This window comes from Variovorax sp. 05N34 (assembly GCF_056397405.1).
Map to the genome: position 1 here is coordinate 46,234 of NZ_JBFTNI010000007.1, position 17,589 is coordinate 63,822.

Annotated in this window: 14 protein-coding genes; 9 read left to right on the top strand and 5 right to left on the bottom strand. The window is 64.4% G+C overall.

All coding sequences use genetic code 11. From position 1 onward, the window contains the following. Positions 1-114: 114 nt before the first annotated feature. Together AC1DMA_RS19265 and AC1DMA_RS19270 are read left to right on the top strand one after the other, a co-directional pair. The gene (locus tag AC1DMA_RS19265) at positions 115-990 is read left to right on the top strand and encodes an RNA polymerase sigma-70 factor (protein WP_478145236.1); all 876 of its coding nucleotides are present in this window, start codon (positions 115-117) and stop codon (positions 988-990) included. 98 nt (positions 991-1,088) lie between these two features. Further along, positions 1,089-1,520, top strand: a complete 432-nt coding sequence (locus AC1DMA_RS19270; protein WP_478125312.1) for a glycine zipper 2TM domain-containing protein — start codon at positions 1,089-1,091, stop codon at positions 1,518-1,520. 3 nt (positions 1,521-1,523) lie between these two features. Here the strand turns inward: AC1DMA_RS19270 and AC1DMA_RS19275 are convergent, their stop codons facing one another. The 4 genes from AC1DMA_RS19275 to AC1DMA_RS19290 form a co-directional block, all read right to left on the bottom strand. Continuing rightward, positions 1,524-2,315: an SDR family NAD(P)-dependent oxidoreductase gene (locus AC1DMA_RS19275; RefSeq protein WP_478125313.1), complete on the bottom strand. Its 792-nt coding sequence runs from the start codon at positions 2,313-2,315 to the stop codon at positions 1,524-1,526. Positions 2,316-2,333: 18 nt separating this feature from the next. Further along, positions 2,334-3,692 carry an alpha/beta fold hydrolase gene (locus AC1DMA_RS19280; RefSeq protein ID WP_478145237.1) on the bottom strand — a complete coding sequence of 453 codons (1,359 nt, stop codon included), beginning with the start codon at positions 3,690-3,692 and terminating at the stop codon, positions 2,334-2,336. A gap of 45 nt (positions 3,693-3,737) precedes the next feature. Then, positions 3,738-4,475, bottom strand: a complete 738-nt coding sequence (locus tag AC1DMA_RS19285; RefSeq protein ID WP_478145238.1) for a response regulator transcription factor — start codon at positions 4,473-4,475, stop codon at positions 3,738-3,740. Between the two features lie 177 nt (positions 4,476-4,652). Continuing rightward, complete coding sequence (locus AC1DMA_RS19290) at positions 4,653-7,439, bottom strand: ATP-binding protein (RefSeq protein ID WP_478145239.1); 2,787 nt, start codon at positions 7,437-7,439, stop codon at positions 4,653-4,655. Positions 7,440-7,629: 190 nt separating this feature from the next. On the opposite strand from AC1DMA_RS19290, the gene AC1DMA_RS19295 reads away from it, so the two are divergent. Then, positions 7,630-8,394, top strand: a complete 765-nt coding sequence (locus AC1DMA_RS19295; protein ID WP_478145240.1) for an SDR family oxidoreductase — start codon at positions 7,630-7,632, stop codon at positions 8,392-8,394. An 18-nt stretch (positions 8,395-8,412) separates the two neighbouring features. On the opposite strand, the gene AC1DMA_RS19300 is transcribed toward AC1DMA_RS19295, so the two are convergent. After that, a complete protein-coding gene (locus AC1DMA_RS19300; protein WP_478125318.1) occupies positions 8,413-9,372 on the bottom strand; it encodes a LysR family transcriptional regulator in 960 nt (319 codons plus the stop codon). Positions 9,373-9,460: 88 nt separating this feature from the next. Between AC1DMA_RS19300 and AC1DMA_RS19305 the strand changes: the two genes are divergently transcribed. From AC1DMA_RS19305 to AC1DMA_RS19330, 6 genes are all read left to right on the top strand, one after another. Then, a complete protein-coding gene (locus AC1DMA_RS19305; RefSeq protein WP_478125319.1) occupies positions 9,461-10,912 on the top strand; it encodes an aldehyde dehydrogenase family protein in 1,452 nt (483 codons plus the stop codon). A gap of 51 nt (positions 10,913-10,963) precedes the next feature. Further along, positions 10,964-11,929: an ABC transporter substrate-binding protein gene (locus AC1DMA_RS19310; protein WP_478125320.1), complete on the top strand. Its 966-nt coding sequence runs from the start codon at positions 10,964-10,966 to the stop codon at positions 11,927-11,929. A 164-nt stretch (positions 11,930-12,093) separates the two neighbouring features. After that, a complete protein-coding gene (gene chvE, locus AC1DMA_RS19315; protein ID WP_478125321.1) occupies positions 12,094-13,167 on the top strand; it encodes a multiple monosaccharide ABC transporter substrate-binding protein in 1,074 nt (357 codons plus the stop codon). A gap of 73 nt (positions 13,168-13,240) precedes the next feature. Beyond that, the gene (gene mmsA / locus AC1DMA_RS19320) at positions 13,241-14,764 is read left to right on the top strand and encodes a multiple monosaccharide ABC transporter ATP-binding protein (RefSeq protein ID WP_478145395.1); all 1,524 of its coding nucleotides are present in this window, start codon (positions 13,241-13,243) and stop codon (positions 14,762-14,764) included. Further along, on the top strand, positions 14,754-15,977 hold the full coding sequence (gene mmsB, locus AC1DMA_RS19325; RefSeq protein ID WP_478125322.1) for a multiple monosaccharide ABC transporter permease: 1,224 nt from the start codon (positions 14,754-14,756) through the stop codon (positions 15,975-15,977). The genes mmsA and mmsB overlap by 11 nt, the downstream gene beginning before the upstream one ends. Beyond that, complete coding sequence (locus AC1DMA_RS19330) at positions 15,974-17,500, top strand: sugar ABC transporter ATP-binding protein (protein ID WP_478145241.1); 1,527 nt, start codon at positions 15,974-15,976, stop codon at positions 17,498-17,500. Before mmsB ends, AC1DMA_RS19330 begins: the two co-directional genes overlap by 4 nt. Positions 17,501-17,589 lie beyond the last annotated feature (89 nt).

The following is a 17,589-nucleotide window of genomic DNA, read 5'->3' on the forward strand; positions in this document are numbered from 1 at the left end:
TCAATGGTTGATCGACTCGCTATACAAGACGTTTGAGGGTCCGGTTTCGTCACCACCGTGTGCCGGTTCGCCTCCCACGACTGTTCTCACTTCTCGCTTCTCACTTGTCACGCGATGGCGGATACCCAAGCTTTCTTGAACCTGCGGCCGMGCCTGTTCGGTATCGCTTATCGGATGTTGGGAACACGGCAGGAGGCGGAAGACGCCGTGCAGGAGGTCTACCTCAAGTGGCTCGAAGCCGAAACCAGCAGCGTGCGCTCGCCGGAAGCGTGGCTGGTGAGCGTGGCGACGCGCTGGTGCATCGATCGCCTGCGGACCTTGAAAGTGGAACGCGAGTCCTACGTCGGGCCGTGGCTGACGGAGCCGATCGTGGCGGACCTCGCCTCGCCAGAGACCGAACTGGAGAAGGCACAGCACTTGTCCATCGCCTTTCTGTTGACCCTCGAGCGGTTGAGCCCGGATGAACGCGCTTCATTCCTGCTTCACGAGGTGTTCGACTTCAACTACACCGAGATCGCCGAGGCCCTTCAACGCAGCGAGGGCGCATGCCGCCAGTTGATGTATCGGGCGAGGCAACGCTTGGGCGAACCGCGCGGACGCTTTGGAGCATCGCCCGCGCAGCATCGCTGGCTGGTGGAGCAGTTCGTGTCGGCGACGACGAGTGGCGACGTCGGGCGCATCGTTGCGCTGCTCTCCAGCGACGCCCAGGTTGTGGCAGACGGTGGCGGCAAGGCACGCGTCGTGCTGAAGCCCTTGCAAGGCGCAGAACGCATCGCCCGGCTCTTCCACGTGATTGCCCGTCAAGCTTCCGCCCATGACGCGCGCCTCGACTATCGTCCGGTGCGCGTCAATGGCGAACTGGGGCTGCTTCGGTTCTTCAACGGCACACTGCATTCGGTGCTGGCGTTCGAGACGAACGATGACCGGATCGCGTCAATCAGCATCGTGGCGAATCCCGCAAAGATGCGTGAGGCGGCCGAGTTGACGTGAGTCCACTTCGCTCCTCTTCGATGCGCTTGCGTGCGTGGCGACCCTGGTGCAGGATTCCGGACGGCAACGCATTGACATTGAAGATGAACGGAGGATTCATGGCATCGAGTTTCAGTTTCCAAGGGCGATGGGCAGCCGCCTGCCTGCTCGCCGCAATGGCCAGCATGGCGAGCCTGGCGCATGGCCAGACCACTGCAGGCACCTGCTCCGTCTGTGGCACCGTCGAATCGGTAAGCCCTGTGCAGGCCTCCGCATCCGCCTCCGGGCTCGGCGCGGTGGCCGGTGGCGTGGTGGGCGGCGTGGTCGGCAATCAGGTCGGCAGCGGCAGGGGGCGGACGCTCGCCACCGTTGCAGGCGCCGCCGGTGGTGCCATGGCCGGCAACGCGGTCGAAAGAAACCGCAACACGCACACTGTCTTCAGGGTCAACGTTCGGATGCAGGACGGGTCGCTGCGCACGATTGACTCCGGCATTTCGTTTGCCGTCGGCCAGCCGGTGACGGTCAAGGGAAACACGATCCTGAGGAACTGACGCTCACACCACGCTCTTCGTGCAGCCCCCATCCACCCTGAGCGCAGCGCCCGTCGTCCCGGATGAAAGCGGGCTCGCGATGTAAGTGACCATGGACGCGATCTCGGCCGTCGTCTCGAAGCGCTTGATCAACGAGGTGGGCCGCGCCTTCTCGAAGAAGTCCTTCTCGAATTCTTCGAAGGTCTGGTTGCCGGCTTTGGCGAGTGCGCCCACGAAGTCGTCGACGCCTCGGGACTTGGTGGGGCCGGGCAGAACGCTGTTCACCGTGATCCGGGTGCCGGCGAGGGATTCGGCCAAGCCTCGGGCAACCGCGAGCTGGGCGGTCTTCGTCATGCCGTAGTGAATCATCTCGGCCGGAATCTGCACGGCGCTTTCGCTGGAGATGAAGATGATCCGGCCCCAGTCGGCCTTTCGCATGGCCGGCAGGCAAAGGCGAGCCAGACGAACGCCGCTGAGCACGTTGACGTCGAAAAAGCGGATCCAGTCTTCGTCCGGAATGTCCTCGAAGGGCTTGGGTTCGAAGATGCCCAGGTTGTTCACCAGGATCTCGATGCCGGGGAACTTGCCCACGAGGTCTTCGGCGATGGCTCGCTTGCTCAGATCGCCGGCGAAGCCCTGAACCGAGCCTCCATCTCCCGCGACGATGCGGCCGACAGCTTCATCGACGGCCGCCTGCGTTCGCCCGTTCACGATGACGCGCGCGCCTTCCGCAGCGAGGCCGGCGGCGATGGCGTGGCCGATGCCCGCGGTGCTGCCGGACACCAGTGCGAGCTTGCCTGTGAGTTGCATGTCCATGATTTACATCCTTTGAGCCTACTTTTCGTAGGTGGTGTCGGAGGGCCCATATCCAGTGATCACGACCACCGCGCCCTCCGGACCCGTGGTGGCGAAATGCGCGACGCCCCCGGGCTCCGTATAGAAGCTGCCCGCGGGCAAGGACACTTCGGAAGCCGCGTCGTTGGCAGCGCCATAGCCGAAATGCCAAAGTCCTGAGACGACGGTGGCGGTACGTGCGTCCCGGTGGCGGTGAGCCTCGATCACCGTGTTGGGGGCCACCGACAGTTCGACACTGTACAGGCCGGGCTTGGCCGGATCGCCATACAAGAGCCGTGTGGAGACGCCGGCGACACCCGATGTCCCGGTTCCCGCGGTGGAGGCGGGCAATCCATCGATGTCCTTCGACGTGAGCCGCACCTGCGCTGTCCGCACGGGTGCCGATTCAATGAAGGGGATGAGGATTGCGAGCGCCTGCTCCGGCTGCTCTTCCATGATCCAGTGGCCGGAGTTGGCGATGACGGCGCCTCGCACATTCGTTGCCACGCTTTCCAGCTCTGGCGCCATCGATGCGCCGTAAGAGTGATCGCCGCCAATCGCCAGGACAGGCATCGTCAACTTTCCCGTCTTGGCGAACTGTGCCTGGTTGTCCGTTGCGTCAGTCGCGAATGCGGCGAACTGGCCGCCGAATGCGTTGTGGATGGCCCCCGGTCTCGCATAGAGGTTTGCGTAGTGGCGGCGTGTCTGTTCGTCGATGCCCGCGGGATTCGCTGAAAGCTCGTTGTAGAACCTGTCCAGCAGGATGCGTTCGCGGCCCGCGACGAGGCGTTCGACGTCTGGCCCGCGGAAGTTGAAGTGCCAGACCTTGGGATTGGTCAGTTGCTTGTCCCAGCTTCCCATGCCTGGCAGCGGCGCGTCCATGATGGCCCACGCATTCACGCGCGCGGGACTCTGCGCAGCGACGGCGTAGCCCACCATGTTGCCGATGTCATGAGTCACGAGCGTGAAGTCGCCGATCTGAAGACGATCGAGCATCCCGATCAGGTCGCGAGCCTGGGATGCCTTCGTGTAACCGTCCTTGGGGTGCGATGACAGCCCCATGCCACGAAGATCGGGCACGACGACCGTATGCGTCTTGGCGAGCGCGACCGCAAGCGGCTGCCACATGTCGCCAGTGTCCCCGAAGCCATGCAGGAGCACGACGGCGGGGCCGGTGCCACCGACCCGCACGTACTGCGTGCCGCCACTGACGGCCATCTGCTGCATCCGGAAGGTCTTTGGGTAAGGTTGGACTGCCGCCGAGACGGGGAGGGCATAGCCCGTGAGCGTGAGCAGAAGCAAAAGGCCCCAACGAATCCAATGGAAAGGTGACAGATGCTCTTTGGGTTTGAGTCGCATGCTATTTCTCCAGGTTGTGTGGTTGGTTGATCGGTGCCTCGCCGCCTATGAGCCCGCCGCCGCCCATCCGGCGAAAACCCGGGAGCTCGTGCCCGTGCCAGGCAGATGGCGAGGAACGGTTGCCAGCGGCCTGATCACGCGCCCGATGGCCTGCGTCGCCGGCGCCGGCTGCGCCGCGCGATCGAGCAGTCCCCGGCGTTCTGCCACCGTCACTGCTTCGGTTCGGCTGGTCGCGTCGAGCTTTCCGTAGATCGAGCGCAGGTGAGACTTCACCGTGCCGACCCCGATGCCCATTTCCCGTGCGATGACCTTGTTGCCAAGTCCCTCGACAAGGAGCCGAAGCACCTCTTCCTCACGGGAGGTCATGGCTTCCCGCGCAACGCTGTCGGCGAGGCGGCGTGCTGCGACGGCGCCGATATGGCGCACGCCGGTGCTGAGCGATCGCACCGCGGTGTTCAGCTCATCGATGGCGCATCCGATCAACAGGTATCCCCGCACCCCCGCCTGCAATGCGCGGCGTATTTCCCACTCCTTTTGCCGCTGCGTCACCACGAGCACGGCTGGAAGCGGGCCGGATCCGGCGGATCTCTGATGCAGGCCCCTGACGAGCTCGAGCCCCGCGTCGTAGTCCGTGACCACCACGTGCGCCGTTTCCGTTCGGCGAGGCTCGTCTGGACTGTGTTCCGTAACGCAGAAGTCAGCTTGCAGATGCAACGCACCGCTCAAGCCGACCGCGACGACGGGATCGACGTGCGACACATCGACGAAGATTTTTCTGTTCATCCGCATGACTCCTTTGATCAAGCCGCTCCATGCATTGGCGCGCTTTGCTGAGTCCGAAGAATGGTCGCAAGAGCCGGCGGTGACCAGTGAAGTCGTGAGAAGTCTCTGCAAGAAAAACGTAGCGGCGTGAATTGCCGCGAATTTCCGCGAAGCGAGCCGCGCTCGCGCGCACCGGCTCTAGGCTGACACGATATCCCGGGCCGAGCGCAGGTCGGGTGTGTCGAGGCCTTCTTCGAAGCGACTGTACAAAGGCGCAACCATCTCGCGCGCTTCCAGGAACCTGCCCTGTCGGATCCACGACCGGGCCAGGCTCATGGCCCCCCTGAGTTCCCAGGCCAGTGCGCCTTGGCGGCGCGCGAGGTCCATGGAGCGCCTGAATTCGCGTTCCGCTGCCTCGACCGCGCCGGGTTCCCCGCGTTGCAGCATGTACTCGCCCCGCTTGCGCATCACCTCGGGAGCGCACCAGCCGCACAAGCCCGAGCTCGCGCGCTCCAGGCTGACGGAGTGATGCCACCGGCTCGCCACGCTGGCGATGCAGTCCAGCTCTTTCGCGTTGAGGGTCTGTACGAAGGGCATGTGCATCGCCTCGCTCTGGCGGTCGTTCTCGGCCTCCAGTACCGCTTCGAACGAATGTGCCCACGACTCCCAGTACGGCGAATTGCTCTTGCGCGAGGTCGTGGCCAAACGGACGACAAGATGCTCGGCACGGTCGAATTCGCCACGCCAGAACGCCAGCGGAATCGCAGCCATCGCCAGCGTCTGCAAAAGCGCATGGTGATGGGCGTCACCGGCCACCGCGAGGCATTCCTCGACAGTGCGCATCGCGCTGTCGGGGCGGCCCTCGAGCCAAAGCATTCGTGTCAGCAGGATCCGCATCGAGACCTGGCGCGGCACGATGCTCGGATACTCCGGCCGCATGCTGTGTTCGTCGCGGGCGAGCGTCCGTTCGGCGTACTGGCGAGATGCGTGATGGTCCCCCATGAAGTGGCGGCACTGCGCGAGAAGCCGCTCCGACAGCACGACGCCCGCCTCGTCTTCGGACTTGATCGCCACATCCAGAGCGGACTCGGCAGCCGCTGTGGCGGAGACGTAGTCACCCGTGACGAAGCTGCCCAGCCACGTGCTGTACAGCGCGAGGATTCGCGATGTCGAATCCGCCATGCCTTGGGCAAGCTGGGAGGCGCGCGAAAGGATGGCGAGCGTTCGCTGTCCGCGCCAGCCGGGCTCGACGCTGGGCCATGCCAGCACGAGGTTCAGGCGCAGTTCCAGATCGGGTCGCGGCGGGTTCAGGAGGCGAAGGTGATTGAGCGCCCGCTCGATGCGATCCACCTGTTCGGCAAGCACCCCGAGTTCATGCAGCGGCATGGCGATTGCCATGATCTCGATGCCGATCTGCAGCTCGCCTCCGTCCGAAAAGCACCAGTCCAGCGCGGCGCGGACATCCTCGATGTGACCACCATGCGCGGCGAGTGACGTCGCGCGAAGCATCCCGTCGCGGCCAGCGTCCGCAGCGACCAGCTTGCCGTGCATCTCCAGCGCATGGCGCCTGAATACGGGGTCCACGGGCTCTGCCTCGCGCATCTTCTGCATCGCAAACGATCGGGTCGTGTCGAGCAGCCGGTAGCTCGCGAGTCCGCTTTGCACGTCGACGCTGACCAGCGATTTGCTGGTCAGGCTCACGAGTGCCTGCAGCACGTCCTCGGCCGTAATGCGGTCGCCGCTCGCGACGCCGGCCGCTGCTTTCAGGTCGAACGCACTCCGAAAGACCGACAAGCGACGCAGCACGATCTGCTCAGGCGTGGAGAGCAACTGGTAGCTCCAGTCCAGCATGGCCGCGAGCGTCTGATGCCGCGGGGCTGCCGTGCGACGGCCTCGAAACAGAAGCGAGAGGTGGTCGCCGACGCGCGACTTGAGTTCCACCACGCCCAGACTCGCGACCCGTGCGGCGACAAGCTCGACCGCCAGCGGCAGGCCGTCCAGCTGATGCGTGAGCGAGCAGACGTCGCCGACGTTGTCATCGGTCAGCACGAAAGGCAATCCCCCGATGGAAGCTCGTTCAACGAACAACTCGACGGCTGGGAACCGCATCGCCCCATCCCGGTCGAGCGGATTGTCGACCGGAGGCAGTCCGAGCGGCGCGAGCCGGTAGGTCCGTTCTCCTTCCACGTCCAGCGGTTCGCGGCTCGTGGCAAGGATGGTGACCCCGGTGCCTGCGAGCAGGCCGTCCGCAAGGCTTGCCGCAGCCTCGATGACGTGTTCGCAGTTGTCCAGCACGACCAGGACATCCATCGAAGCGAGCGACTGCAGCAACGAGGCGAGCGGTTCCTGGGGCGTCGCCGGAAGCTCCAGCGCGCTCGCCAGCGTGGCGGCCACGAGGCTGCCATCCGCCACGGGCGTGAGGTCGACGAATACCACGCCCTCCCGAAAATCGGATGCGCACGATTCGGCCAGGGCAAGTGCCAGCGTCGTCTTCCCGATGCCCCCTGGGCCGGCGATGGTCAGCAGGCGGTGCGTATCGAGCGCCTCCTTGAGAGTGGCGAGCGCGTCTGATCTTCCGATCATTCGCTTGGTGCGAGGCAAGGGCGCTTGCGCTCGGGTGCCGACCGGCGCAGCCGCTTGCACCGGCTCCCCGCGCACCAGGGTTCCGACAAAGCAGTAGCCCCGGCCAGGAATGTTCTCGATGTAGCGGACGCCGTCCAGTCCGTCGCCAATTGCGCGGCGCAGCGCAGACATGTGAACGCGCAGGCTCGTTTCCTCGACCACCGAACCTGGCCAGGCGCCCGCTTCCAGGTCGCGGCGGCTGACGACCTCGCCGGCTCGCTCGATGAGCGTCGTCAGGAGATCGAAGGCCCTGCTGCCGATTCGCACCGGAGTGTCGCCGTCGAGCAGGCTGCGCTTGTCCTTCAGCACGCGGTATCGGCCGAAAGCGAAATCACAGGGGGCCGGCTGGGATGGCAACGTCATGAGCGCGCTTCAGGGTTGTCGTGCGTCGGCAGTGTAAAGCCCGCGAACTGGGGCCGCGAGCCGGGTACACATGCGCCTCTTCCGATCGGAAGATGGCGGCCGGCTGTGCTTCGGCGAAACTTTCCGCACCCATACCCAAGGAGCAAATCATGTTCATGCGGCAGTGCGGAAACTTGCTGGGGAGTAGGCCATGAAGCGAATGGACGGGAAGGTCGTGGTCATCACGGGGGCGAGCGCCGGCATTGGCTGGGCAACGGCGCTGCTCTTCGCGCGTGAAGGCGCCAAACTGGTGCTGGGTGCTCGACGCGAGACTGAGCTGATCGCGCTCGCATCGGAGATCGCGGCGGCCGGAGGCTCCGCGGTCACTTTGGCAGGCGATGTGCGGGACGAAAGCTATGCCAAGGGCCTGGTGGAGCTCGCGGTCTCGCGGTACGGCCGCCTCGACGCTGCGTTCAACAATGCCGGGACGCTCGGCGAGTCGGGTCCGAGCACGGAAGTTTCCGAGGCAGGCTGGACCCACACGCTGGCCGTCAACCTGACGGGTTCGTTCCTGGGCGCGAAGCACCAGATCGCGCAGATGCTCCGAAATGGCGGAGGCTCTGTCATCTTCACTTCGACTTTCGTCGGCCACACCTTTGCATTTCCGGGGGTCGCTGCCTACGCGGCGAGCAAGGCGGGGCTCATCGGCCTGACCCAAACCCTGGCGGCGGAGTTCGGACCGAAGTCTGTGCGAGTGAACGCCATTCTTCCGGGCGCGGTCGACACCGACATGTATCGCGAAATGAACGACACCCCGGAGAAGACGGCTTTCATCACGAACCTGCACGCGCTCAAACGCATTGCGAGTCCCCAGGAGATTGCGCGCACGGTGCTCTACCTGGCGTCCGACGACTCCTCGTTCGTCACCGGCACGGCCTCGCTGGTGGATGGTGGTGCGTCGATTACTCGCACTTGATCCCGCACCTGATCCCCTTCAATCAGCCTCGAGCCGACGCCCGTAGGCCGCAAAGCTCTCCGCCTTCAGCGCCTTCATCATCACCTTCGCAGCCGGCGACAAGAGACGATCGGTGCGGGTAATGATGCCGAATGCATCCATGTGGCAGGGCATTTCCACGGGCAGCAGCGCAACGATGCCATGCGCCGCGTAGTACCGGGCCACATCGGTCGCCAGCACGGCCACCATGTCGCTCTGCTGCAGCATGCGCGTGATGAAGAGCAGCGCCGCTGTTTCGATGACGTTCAGCGGCGGCGCGAGTCCTTCCTCCTGGAACATCAGTTCGAACCGATGCCGCAACACGCTTCCGGCCGGCGGCACGATCCACCCCGCCGACACCAGATCGCGCAAGCCCAATCCGCTCATGCCCAGCAGCGGATGGCCGGGCCGAACCAGGGCGCACACCGGCTCTTCGGTGAGCGCCTCATAGCGTATGTTGGTCTTGTCGTGTTCCGCGAAGAGGCGCGCGACGAGCAGGTCGAGCTTGCCCTGTTCGAGCCGCTCCAGCAGCACCGGGCTGGTCTCTATCTCCAGCGACACGCGCAGGTTGGGATGCTCGCGCTTGACTGCGGCGACAGCTGGCGGCAGCAGCACGAGGCCGGGGGCCGTGATGGCGCCGATGTTCACTTGCCCGGCACCGCCGGCCTTCAATGCGGTGAGTTCGTCGTGCGCCTGGTTCAGGCTCGCGAGCGCGACGCGCGCGTGGCGGATCATGGTTTCCCCGTACCAGGTCGGCCGCATGCCGCGCGGCAGGCGATCGAACAGGGGCACTTCCAGGACGTCCTCCAGGTCCTTGAGCAGCTTCGAGGCCGCGGGCTGGGTCATGTTCAACACCTGTGCGGCGCGATGGATATTGCCCTCTTCGGCCAGCGCCACGATGAGCAGCAGTTGGCGGGTCTTGAGGCGCGCACGGATGAACCAGTGCGTGTAGTTGGTCATGGGGTTTACCTGAATGCTTCTTCTGGTATCGATTCGATCCAAATATTGATTGGAAAGATATTGGTGCGATTCCTACACTCGCCCCACTTTGAAGCGAAGCGATCTCCAGCAGAATGCACGGCAGCTCATCAACGGGCGCTGGGAGACTGGCGTGACCACGGGCGCCAGCCGCAACCCTTCCGACACCCGCGAGGTGGTCGCGGAGTATGCGCGTGCCGACCGCAGCCAGACGGAGCGCGCCATCCGCGCCGCCGCCGATGCCTTTCCTCACTGGAGCCTCACCACGCCGCAGCGCCGGGCCGACGTGCTCGACCAGATCGGCAGCGAGATCCTCGCGCGGCGCGACGAACTCGGCATGCTGCTGGCGCGCGAAGAAGGCAAGACCTTGCCCGAGGCCGTGGGCGAAGCGGCGCGTGCCGGCCACATCTTCAAGTTCTTTGCGGGCGAGGCTCTCAGGGGCGGCGGAGAGGCGATGGCGTCCGTGCAGCCGGACGTACTGGTCGACGTCACGCGCGAGCCGGTCGGCGTGGTCGGATTGATCGCGCCATGGAACTTTCCGCTTGCCATCCCTGCCTGGAAGATCGCACCGGCGCTGGCCTATGGCAACAGCGTCGTCTTCAAGCCGGCTGAACTGGTGCCGGCGTGCGGATGGGCGCTGGCTGAAATCATCAGCCGCGCGGCATTGCCCGCGGGCACTTTCAATCTCGTGATGGGCAGCGGCCGCGAAGTAGGGCAGACGATCGTCGACAGTCCCTTGGTGGATGCGATCAGCTTCACGGGCTCGGTCGCGACCGGCGAGCACATCCTGCGGGCCGCGACCCAGCGCCACGCCAGGATTCAGCTGGAGATGGGCGGCAAGAACCCGCTGGTGGTACTGGCGGACGCCGACCTCGACCGCGCGGTCGATTGCGCTGTGCAGGGCGCCTACTTCTCTACCGGGCAGCGATGCACGGCGTCGAGCCGGCTGATCGTCGAGGCCGCGGTCCACGATGCTTTCGTGGTGCGGCTTCGCCATCGGCTTGCCGCGCTCAAGGTCGGCCATGCACTGGAGCGCGGCACCGATATCGGGCCGGTGGTCGACGCCGAACAGCTCGAAAAGAACCTGGCAGCTGTCGCCAGCGCGACCGAAGAGGGCGCCGAGCATGTCTGGGGTGGGGAAAGGCTCAAGCGCGCGACAGCGGGCCACTACATGAGCCCGGCGTTGTTCCTCGCGCGGCCCGGTCACCGCGTGGCGCGCGACGAGATCTTCGGGCCTGTGGCCTGCGTGCTGCGCGCCGACGACTACGCGCATGCGCTCGCACTTGCGAACGACACGCCCTTTGGACTTTGCGCCGGCATCTGCACCACATCGCTTTCGCGCGCAATGCACTTCAAGCGACATGCCAAAGTGGGCATGACCATGGTCAACTTGCCGACCGCGGGGGTGGACTATCACGTACCCTTCGGTGGCCGAAAGGCTTCCAGCTACGGTCCGCGAGAGCAGGGCCGGTATGCCGCAGAGTTCTACACCACCGTCAAGACCGGCTACGTGCTGGCCTGAGTGGGTCGACAAAACCAGGGTTTCTTTCACCACGTTCAAACAGGAGACAACATGAAACTGAACCGTCGCACACTCAACATCGCCCTTGCTACCGCGTCGCTCTCGTCGCTGCTGCCGATCAAGGCACTGGCCCAGCAGAAGATCGTCCTGGGCTTTGCCCAAGTCGGCGCCGAAAGCGAATGGCGCACGGCCAACACAGAGTCGATCAAGTCGGCCGCCAAGGAGGCCGGCATCGATCTCAAGTTCTCCGACGCACAGCAGAAGCAGGAAAACCAGATCAAGGCGATTCGTTCCTATATCGCCCAGAAGGTCGACGTGATCGCCTTCTCGCCGGTGGTCGAATCGGGCTGGGATCCGGTGCTGCGCGAAGCCAAGGCCGCCGGCATTCCGGTGGTGCTGACCGACCGCTCTGTCGACAGCAAGGACACCTCGCTCTACGTGACCTTCATGGGCTCTGACTTCGTCGAGGAAGGCCGCAAGGCAGGCCGCTGGCTGGTCGAGAAGGAAAAGGGCAACGCGGGCCCCGTCAACATCGTCGAACTGCAGGGCACCGTCGGCTCGGCACCCGCGATCGACCGCAAGAAGGGCTTCGAGGAAATCATCAAGGCCGATCCGAAGTTCAAGATCATCCGTTCGCAGACGGGCGACTTCACCCGCGCCAAGGGCAAGGAAGTGATGGAAGCCTTCCTGAAGGCCGAGGGCAAGAAGATCAACGTGCTGTATGCGCACAACGACGACATGGCGATCGGCGCGATCCAGGCGATCGAGGAAGCGGGCATGAAGCCGGCGCAGGACATCATCATCATCTCGGTGGACGGCGTGAAGGGAGCCTTCGAGGCCATGATGGCCGGCAAACTGAATGTGTCGGTCGAATGCAGCCCGCTGCTTGGACCGCAGCTGATGAGTGCGGTCAAGGACATCAAGGCCGGCAAGCCGCTGCCCAAGCGCATCCTGACGCAGGAAGGGATCTTCCCGATGGAGGTTGCCAAGTCCGAATTCCCGAATAGAAAGTACTGACCCCCGTTGCTTGCCCACTTCGTGTGGCCGCCTCCCCCCTTCCAGGGGGCGCTGCCTGCGGCCCGGCAAAGCCGGTTCCGCGGCAGCCCACGAATTGCGGCGCGCTTCGCGGCCGCGGTTGCAGTCATTTTTGGGGATGAATTTTTTTGAAACTGGAGACGCTCATGAAACGTGTATTTCTTAAGTCGCTGCTTGCTGGGGCTGCGGCTGTGATGATGGGTGGCGTGGTGCCGCTTGTGCATGCGCAGGACAAGGGGCTCGTTGCRATTTCGATGCCTACGAAGTCGTCGGCGCGGTGGATTGCGGATGGGTCGAACATGGTCAAGTACTTCAATGAGAAGGGGTACAAGACGGACCTGCAGTACGCCGACGACGACATTCCGAACCAGCTTGCGCAGATCGAGAACATGGTCACCAAGGGGCCGAAGGTGCTGGTGATTGCGGCGATTGATGGCACGACGCTGTCGGACGTGCTGCAGAAGGCCGCCGACAAGGGCGTGAAGGTGATCGCGTATGACCGGCTCATCAAGAACTCGAAGAACGTCGACTACTACGCGACCTTCGACAACTACCAAGTCGGGGTGCTGCAAGCGCAGTACATCGAGAACGCGCTGAAGCTCAAAGAAGGCAAGGGGCCGTACAACATCGAGCTCTTCGGCGGTTCGCCGGACGACAACAACGCGTTCTTCTTCTACAACGGCGCAATGTCAGTGCTCAAGCCCTACATCGACAGCGGCAAGCTGGTGGTGCGCAGCAAGCAGATGGGCATGGACAAGGTCTCGACGCTGCGCTGGGACGGTGCCGTGGCGCAGGCGCGCATGGACAACCTGCTGTCGGCCTACTACACCAAGGACCGCGTGGATGCGGTGCTGTCGCCTTACGACGGGCTTTCGATCGGCATCATCTCCTCGCTCAAGGGCGTGGGCTATGGCTCTGCACAGCAGCCGATGCCGGTGGTGACGGGGCAGGACGCGGAAATCCCCTCCGTCAAGTCGATCCTCAAGAAAGAGCAGACTTCCACGGTCTTCAAGGACACGCGCGAGTTGGCGAAGGTCACCGTCAACATGGTCGACGCGATGATGGCCGGCAAGCAGCCGGAGGTGAACGACACCAAGACCTACAACAACGGGGTCAAGGTGGTGCCGTCTTATCTGCTCAAGCCTGTCAGCGTGGACGGGTCGAACTGGAAGCAGGCATTGGTTGACTCGGGCTACTACAAGGAAAGCCAGATCAAGTAGCCGGGACGTGCGACGCGGGGCCGGTGGCCCCGCAGGTTCGAAGGGAGACAGGGTGAAAGATGTGATTCTGGAGATGCGCGGCATCACCAAGAGCTTTCCGGGGGTGAACGCGCTGGACAACGTCAACCTCGCAGTACGCGCGGGAGAGATCCACGCGGTGGTCGGCGAGAACGGCGCGGGCAAGTCCACGCTGATGAAGGTGCTCAGCGGCGTGTATTCCTGCGACTCCTACGAAGGGGAGATCCACTTCGAAGGCGAAGTGCGCCGCTTCAGGAGCATCGCCGACAGTGAGAAGCTCGGCATCATCATCATTCACCAGGAACTCGCGCTGGTGCCGCTGCTGTCGATTGCGGAAAACATCTTTCTCGGCAACGAGACCGCGCGCGGCGGCGTGATCGACTGGTTCGAGGCTTACGCCCGCACGCGTGAGCTGCTGGCCAAGGTCGGGCTCAAGGAGCTGCCGACAGCGCTCATCACCAATCTCGGGGTGGGCAAGCAGCAGATGGTCGAGATCGCGAAGGCGCTCTCGAAAGAGGTCAAGCTGCTGATCCTGGACGAGCCGACCGCGAGCCTGAACGAAAGCGACAGCGATGCCTTGCTGCGCCTTCTGCTGGAGCTCAAGGCGCAGGGCATTGCGTCGATCCTCATCTCGCACAAGCTGAACGAGATCGCCAAGGTGGCCGATTCGATCACCGTGTTGCGCGATGGCGCGACGGTCGAAACCATGGACTGCCGCAGCACGCCGATCAGCGAAGACCGCATCATTCGCGGCATGGTCGGGCGCGACATGGCGCACCGCTACCCGCAGCGCACGCCGCACATCGGCGAAACCATCTTCGAGGTGCGCGACTGGCGCGTTCACCATGCATTGCATGCCGACCGCGAGCAGATCAAGGGCGTGAACCTGCATGTGCGGCGCGGCGAGATCGTCGGCATCGCGGGGCTGATGGGTGCCGGGCGCACTGAATTCGCCATGAGCGTGTTCGGGCGCTCTTACGGGCAGCGCATCAGCGGTTCGGTGCACATGCACGGCAAGGAAGTCGACGTGAGCACGATCCGAAAGGCGATCGACCATGGCATCGCGTATGTCACCGAGGACCGCAAGAGTGCGGGGCTGGTGCTGGAGGAAGACATCCGCAAGAACGTGAGCATGGCCAACCTGGCCGCCATCTCAGAGGGCGGCGTGATCGACGAAGGGCGCGAGTTCAAGGTGGCGAACGAGTACCGGCGCGCGCTGAACATCCGCTGCGCCGGCGTGGACCAGCGCGTGGTCAACCTGTCCGGAGGCAACCAGCAGAAGGTGGTGTTGAGCAAGTGGCTCTTTGCCAAGCCCGAGCTGCTGATTCTTGACGAGCCGACCCGCGGTATCGACGTGGGCGCCAAGTACGAGATTTACACCATCATCGACCAGCTCGCGAGCGAGGGCAAAGGCATTCTCATGATTTCTTCCGAACTGCCGGAATTGCTCGGCATGTGCGACCGCATCTATGTGATGAACGAAGGGCGCTTCGTCGCCGAGTTTCCTGCTGCCGAGGCCTCGCAGGAAAAAATCATGCGCGTCATCGTAGCCTCCGGGAGCAGCGTCAATGCAGCCTGAAGCAGAAGCCGTGAAACCGGCAACACCCATCACGCCGCCGGCATCCAGTACGGCGGCCGCCGAGCACGCGGGATTCATCAAGAACAACCTGCGCGAATACGGCATGCTGATCTCGCTGGTCGCGATCATGGCGCTGTTCCAGGTGCTGACGGACGGCACGCTGATGCGGCCGCTGAACCTCACCAATCTGCTGCTGCAGAACAGCTACATCGTGATCATGGCGCTGGGCATGCTGCTGGTGATCGTCGCGGGCCACATCGACCTCTCGGTAGGCTCGGTGTGCGGCTTCGTCGGCGCGCTGGCTGCGGTGCTGATGGTGGAATACGACTGGCATTTCGTGCCGACCTTCATCGTGTGCCTGATCGCCGGCGGGTTGATCGGCGCGGCGCAGGGCTGGTTCGTAGCCTTCTTCCGGATTCCTTCGTTCATCGTCACGCTGGCGGGCATGCTGGTGTTCAAGGGCCTCACGCTGGCATTGCTCGCTGGGCAGTCGGTGGGGCCGTTTCCCGAGGCTTTCCAGAAGCTGAGTTCGGGCTTCGTGCCTGACGTGATGGGCGGCGAAAGCTTGCGCACCACTTCGCTCGTGCTCGGCGCGCTCGCCGCCGCGGCGCTGGTGTTCTTCAGGCTGCGCGGCCGCGCGAAGCTCGCGGCACATGGCATGGCGCAGGAACCCTACGCTTTCTTCCTCGTCAAGAACCTGTTCTTCGCGGCGGCGATCCTGCTGCTGAGCTATCTGCTCGCGACCTACAAGGGGCTGCCCAACGTGCTGATCGTGATGGCGGTGCTGATCGTCGCCTACGACTTCGTCACCAACCGCACGACGATTGGCCGCCGCATCTATGCGCTGGGCGGCAACGAGAAGGCGGCGAGGTTGTCCGGCATCAAGACGCAGCGGCTGGCCTTTCTGACCTTCGTGAACATGGGCGTGCTGGCTGCGCTGGCGGGCCTCGTGTTCGCCGCGCGGCTCAATACGGCCACGCCCAAGGCAGGGCTGGGCTTCGAGCTGGACGTGATCGCGGCCTGCTTCATCGGCGGCGCGTCGGCTTCGGGCGGCGTCGGCAAGGTGATGGGCGCGGTGATCGGGGCCTTCATCATGGGCGTGATGAACAACGGCATGTCGATCCTGGGCATCGGGATCGACTACCAGCAGGTGATCAAGGGATTGGTGTTGCTGGCGGCGGTGTTCATCGACGTCTACAACAAGAACAAATGAGCACGCCCGCTTCCATCGACGCGCCGGTGCTGCAACTCACGGGCATCGACAAGCAGTTCAACGGCGTGCCGGCCTTGCGCGGCGTCGCGCTGCGGCTGCGGTCCGGTGAAATCCATTCGCTTCTGGGACAGAACGGCGCGGGAAAGTCGACGTTGATCAAGGTGTTGACCGGGGTCTATGCGGCGGATGCCGGCGAGATGACGCTCTCGGGTACGCCCATCAGGCCTTCTTCGCCGATCGATGCGCAGCGCATGGGCATCAGCACCGTGTATCAGGAAGTCAATCTCTGCCCAAATCTGTCGGTGGCGGAGAACATCTTCTCGGGGCGCTATCCACGACGCGGGTTGGCGCAGGGCTTTCGCATCGACTGGGCGGCCGTGAACCGCGAGGCGCGTGCGCTGCTGGCGCGGCTGGACGTGCATATCGACGTCAGCCGGCTGTTGTCGAGCTATTCGGTGGCCGTGCAGCAGATGGTGGCGATCGCGCGTGCGCTGGGCCTGTCGTCGAAGGTGTTGATTCTGGACGAGCCCACATCGAGCCTGGACGACGAGGAAGTGAAGAGCCTCTTCACTGTGCTGCGCCGGTTGCGGGGCGAGGGGCTGGCGATCTTGTTCGTCACGCATTTCCTGAACCAGGTCTATGCGGTGTCGGACCGGATCACCGTGCTGCGCAATGGCGGCTGGGTCGGAGAATGGAAGCCCAGCGAGCTCGGGCCCCAGGCGCTGATCTCGGCGATGGTCGGGCGCGAGTTCGCAGCACAGGCGACCGGTCATGCGGACCTGCCTCCCATTGACGTTGGTGCTGCCGCGGTGCTGGCAACGGAAGGCTTGGCCCAGCGCGGGCAGTTGCAGCCAGTGGACCTGCAGGTGCGTCCCGGTGAGATCGTGGGGCTGGCCGGGCTGCTCGGCTCGGGGCGCACCGAGTTGGCGCGATTGCTGTTCGGGCTCGCGAAGCCGGATCAAGGCAGTCTGAAGATCGACGGTGTCGCGGTCGATCTTGCGAGTCCGGCGGATGCGGTGAAGCACGGCCTTGCGTTGTGTCCCGAAGAACGAAAAACCGACGGCATCATCGCCGACTTGTCGCTGCGCGAGAACATCGCGCTCGCCTTGCAGGCTCGCCGCGGTGTGCGCAACACGCTGTCGCGCGCCGAGCAGGCGGCGCTGGCGGAGCGTTTCGTCAAGGCACTGGGCATCAAGACGGCCAGCATCGAGACGCCGATCGGCTTGCTCTCGGGCGGCAATCAGCAGAAGGCGGTGCTGGCGCGGTGGCTGGCAACGGAGCCGCGCCTGTTGATCCTCGACGAGCCGACGCGCGGAATCGACGTCGCGGCCAAGCAGGAAATCATGGACGAGATCCTGCGCCTGGCGCGGGGCGGGATGGCGGTGTTGTTCATTTCGTCGGAAATGAACGAAGTGGTGCGCGTCTCGCATCGCATTGTGGTGCTGCGCGAGCGGCACAAGGTGGGTGAACTGCCCGGTGGCGCCACCGAGGACGCCGTCTACGACCTGATCGCTGAGTCATGACTCGCCCCCAGGCTTCGCGCACTTCGTGTCGCTTCGCCAACCCCCTACCGGGGGCAACACCGGCGGCCCAGCGGAGCCGGTTCCGCGGT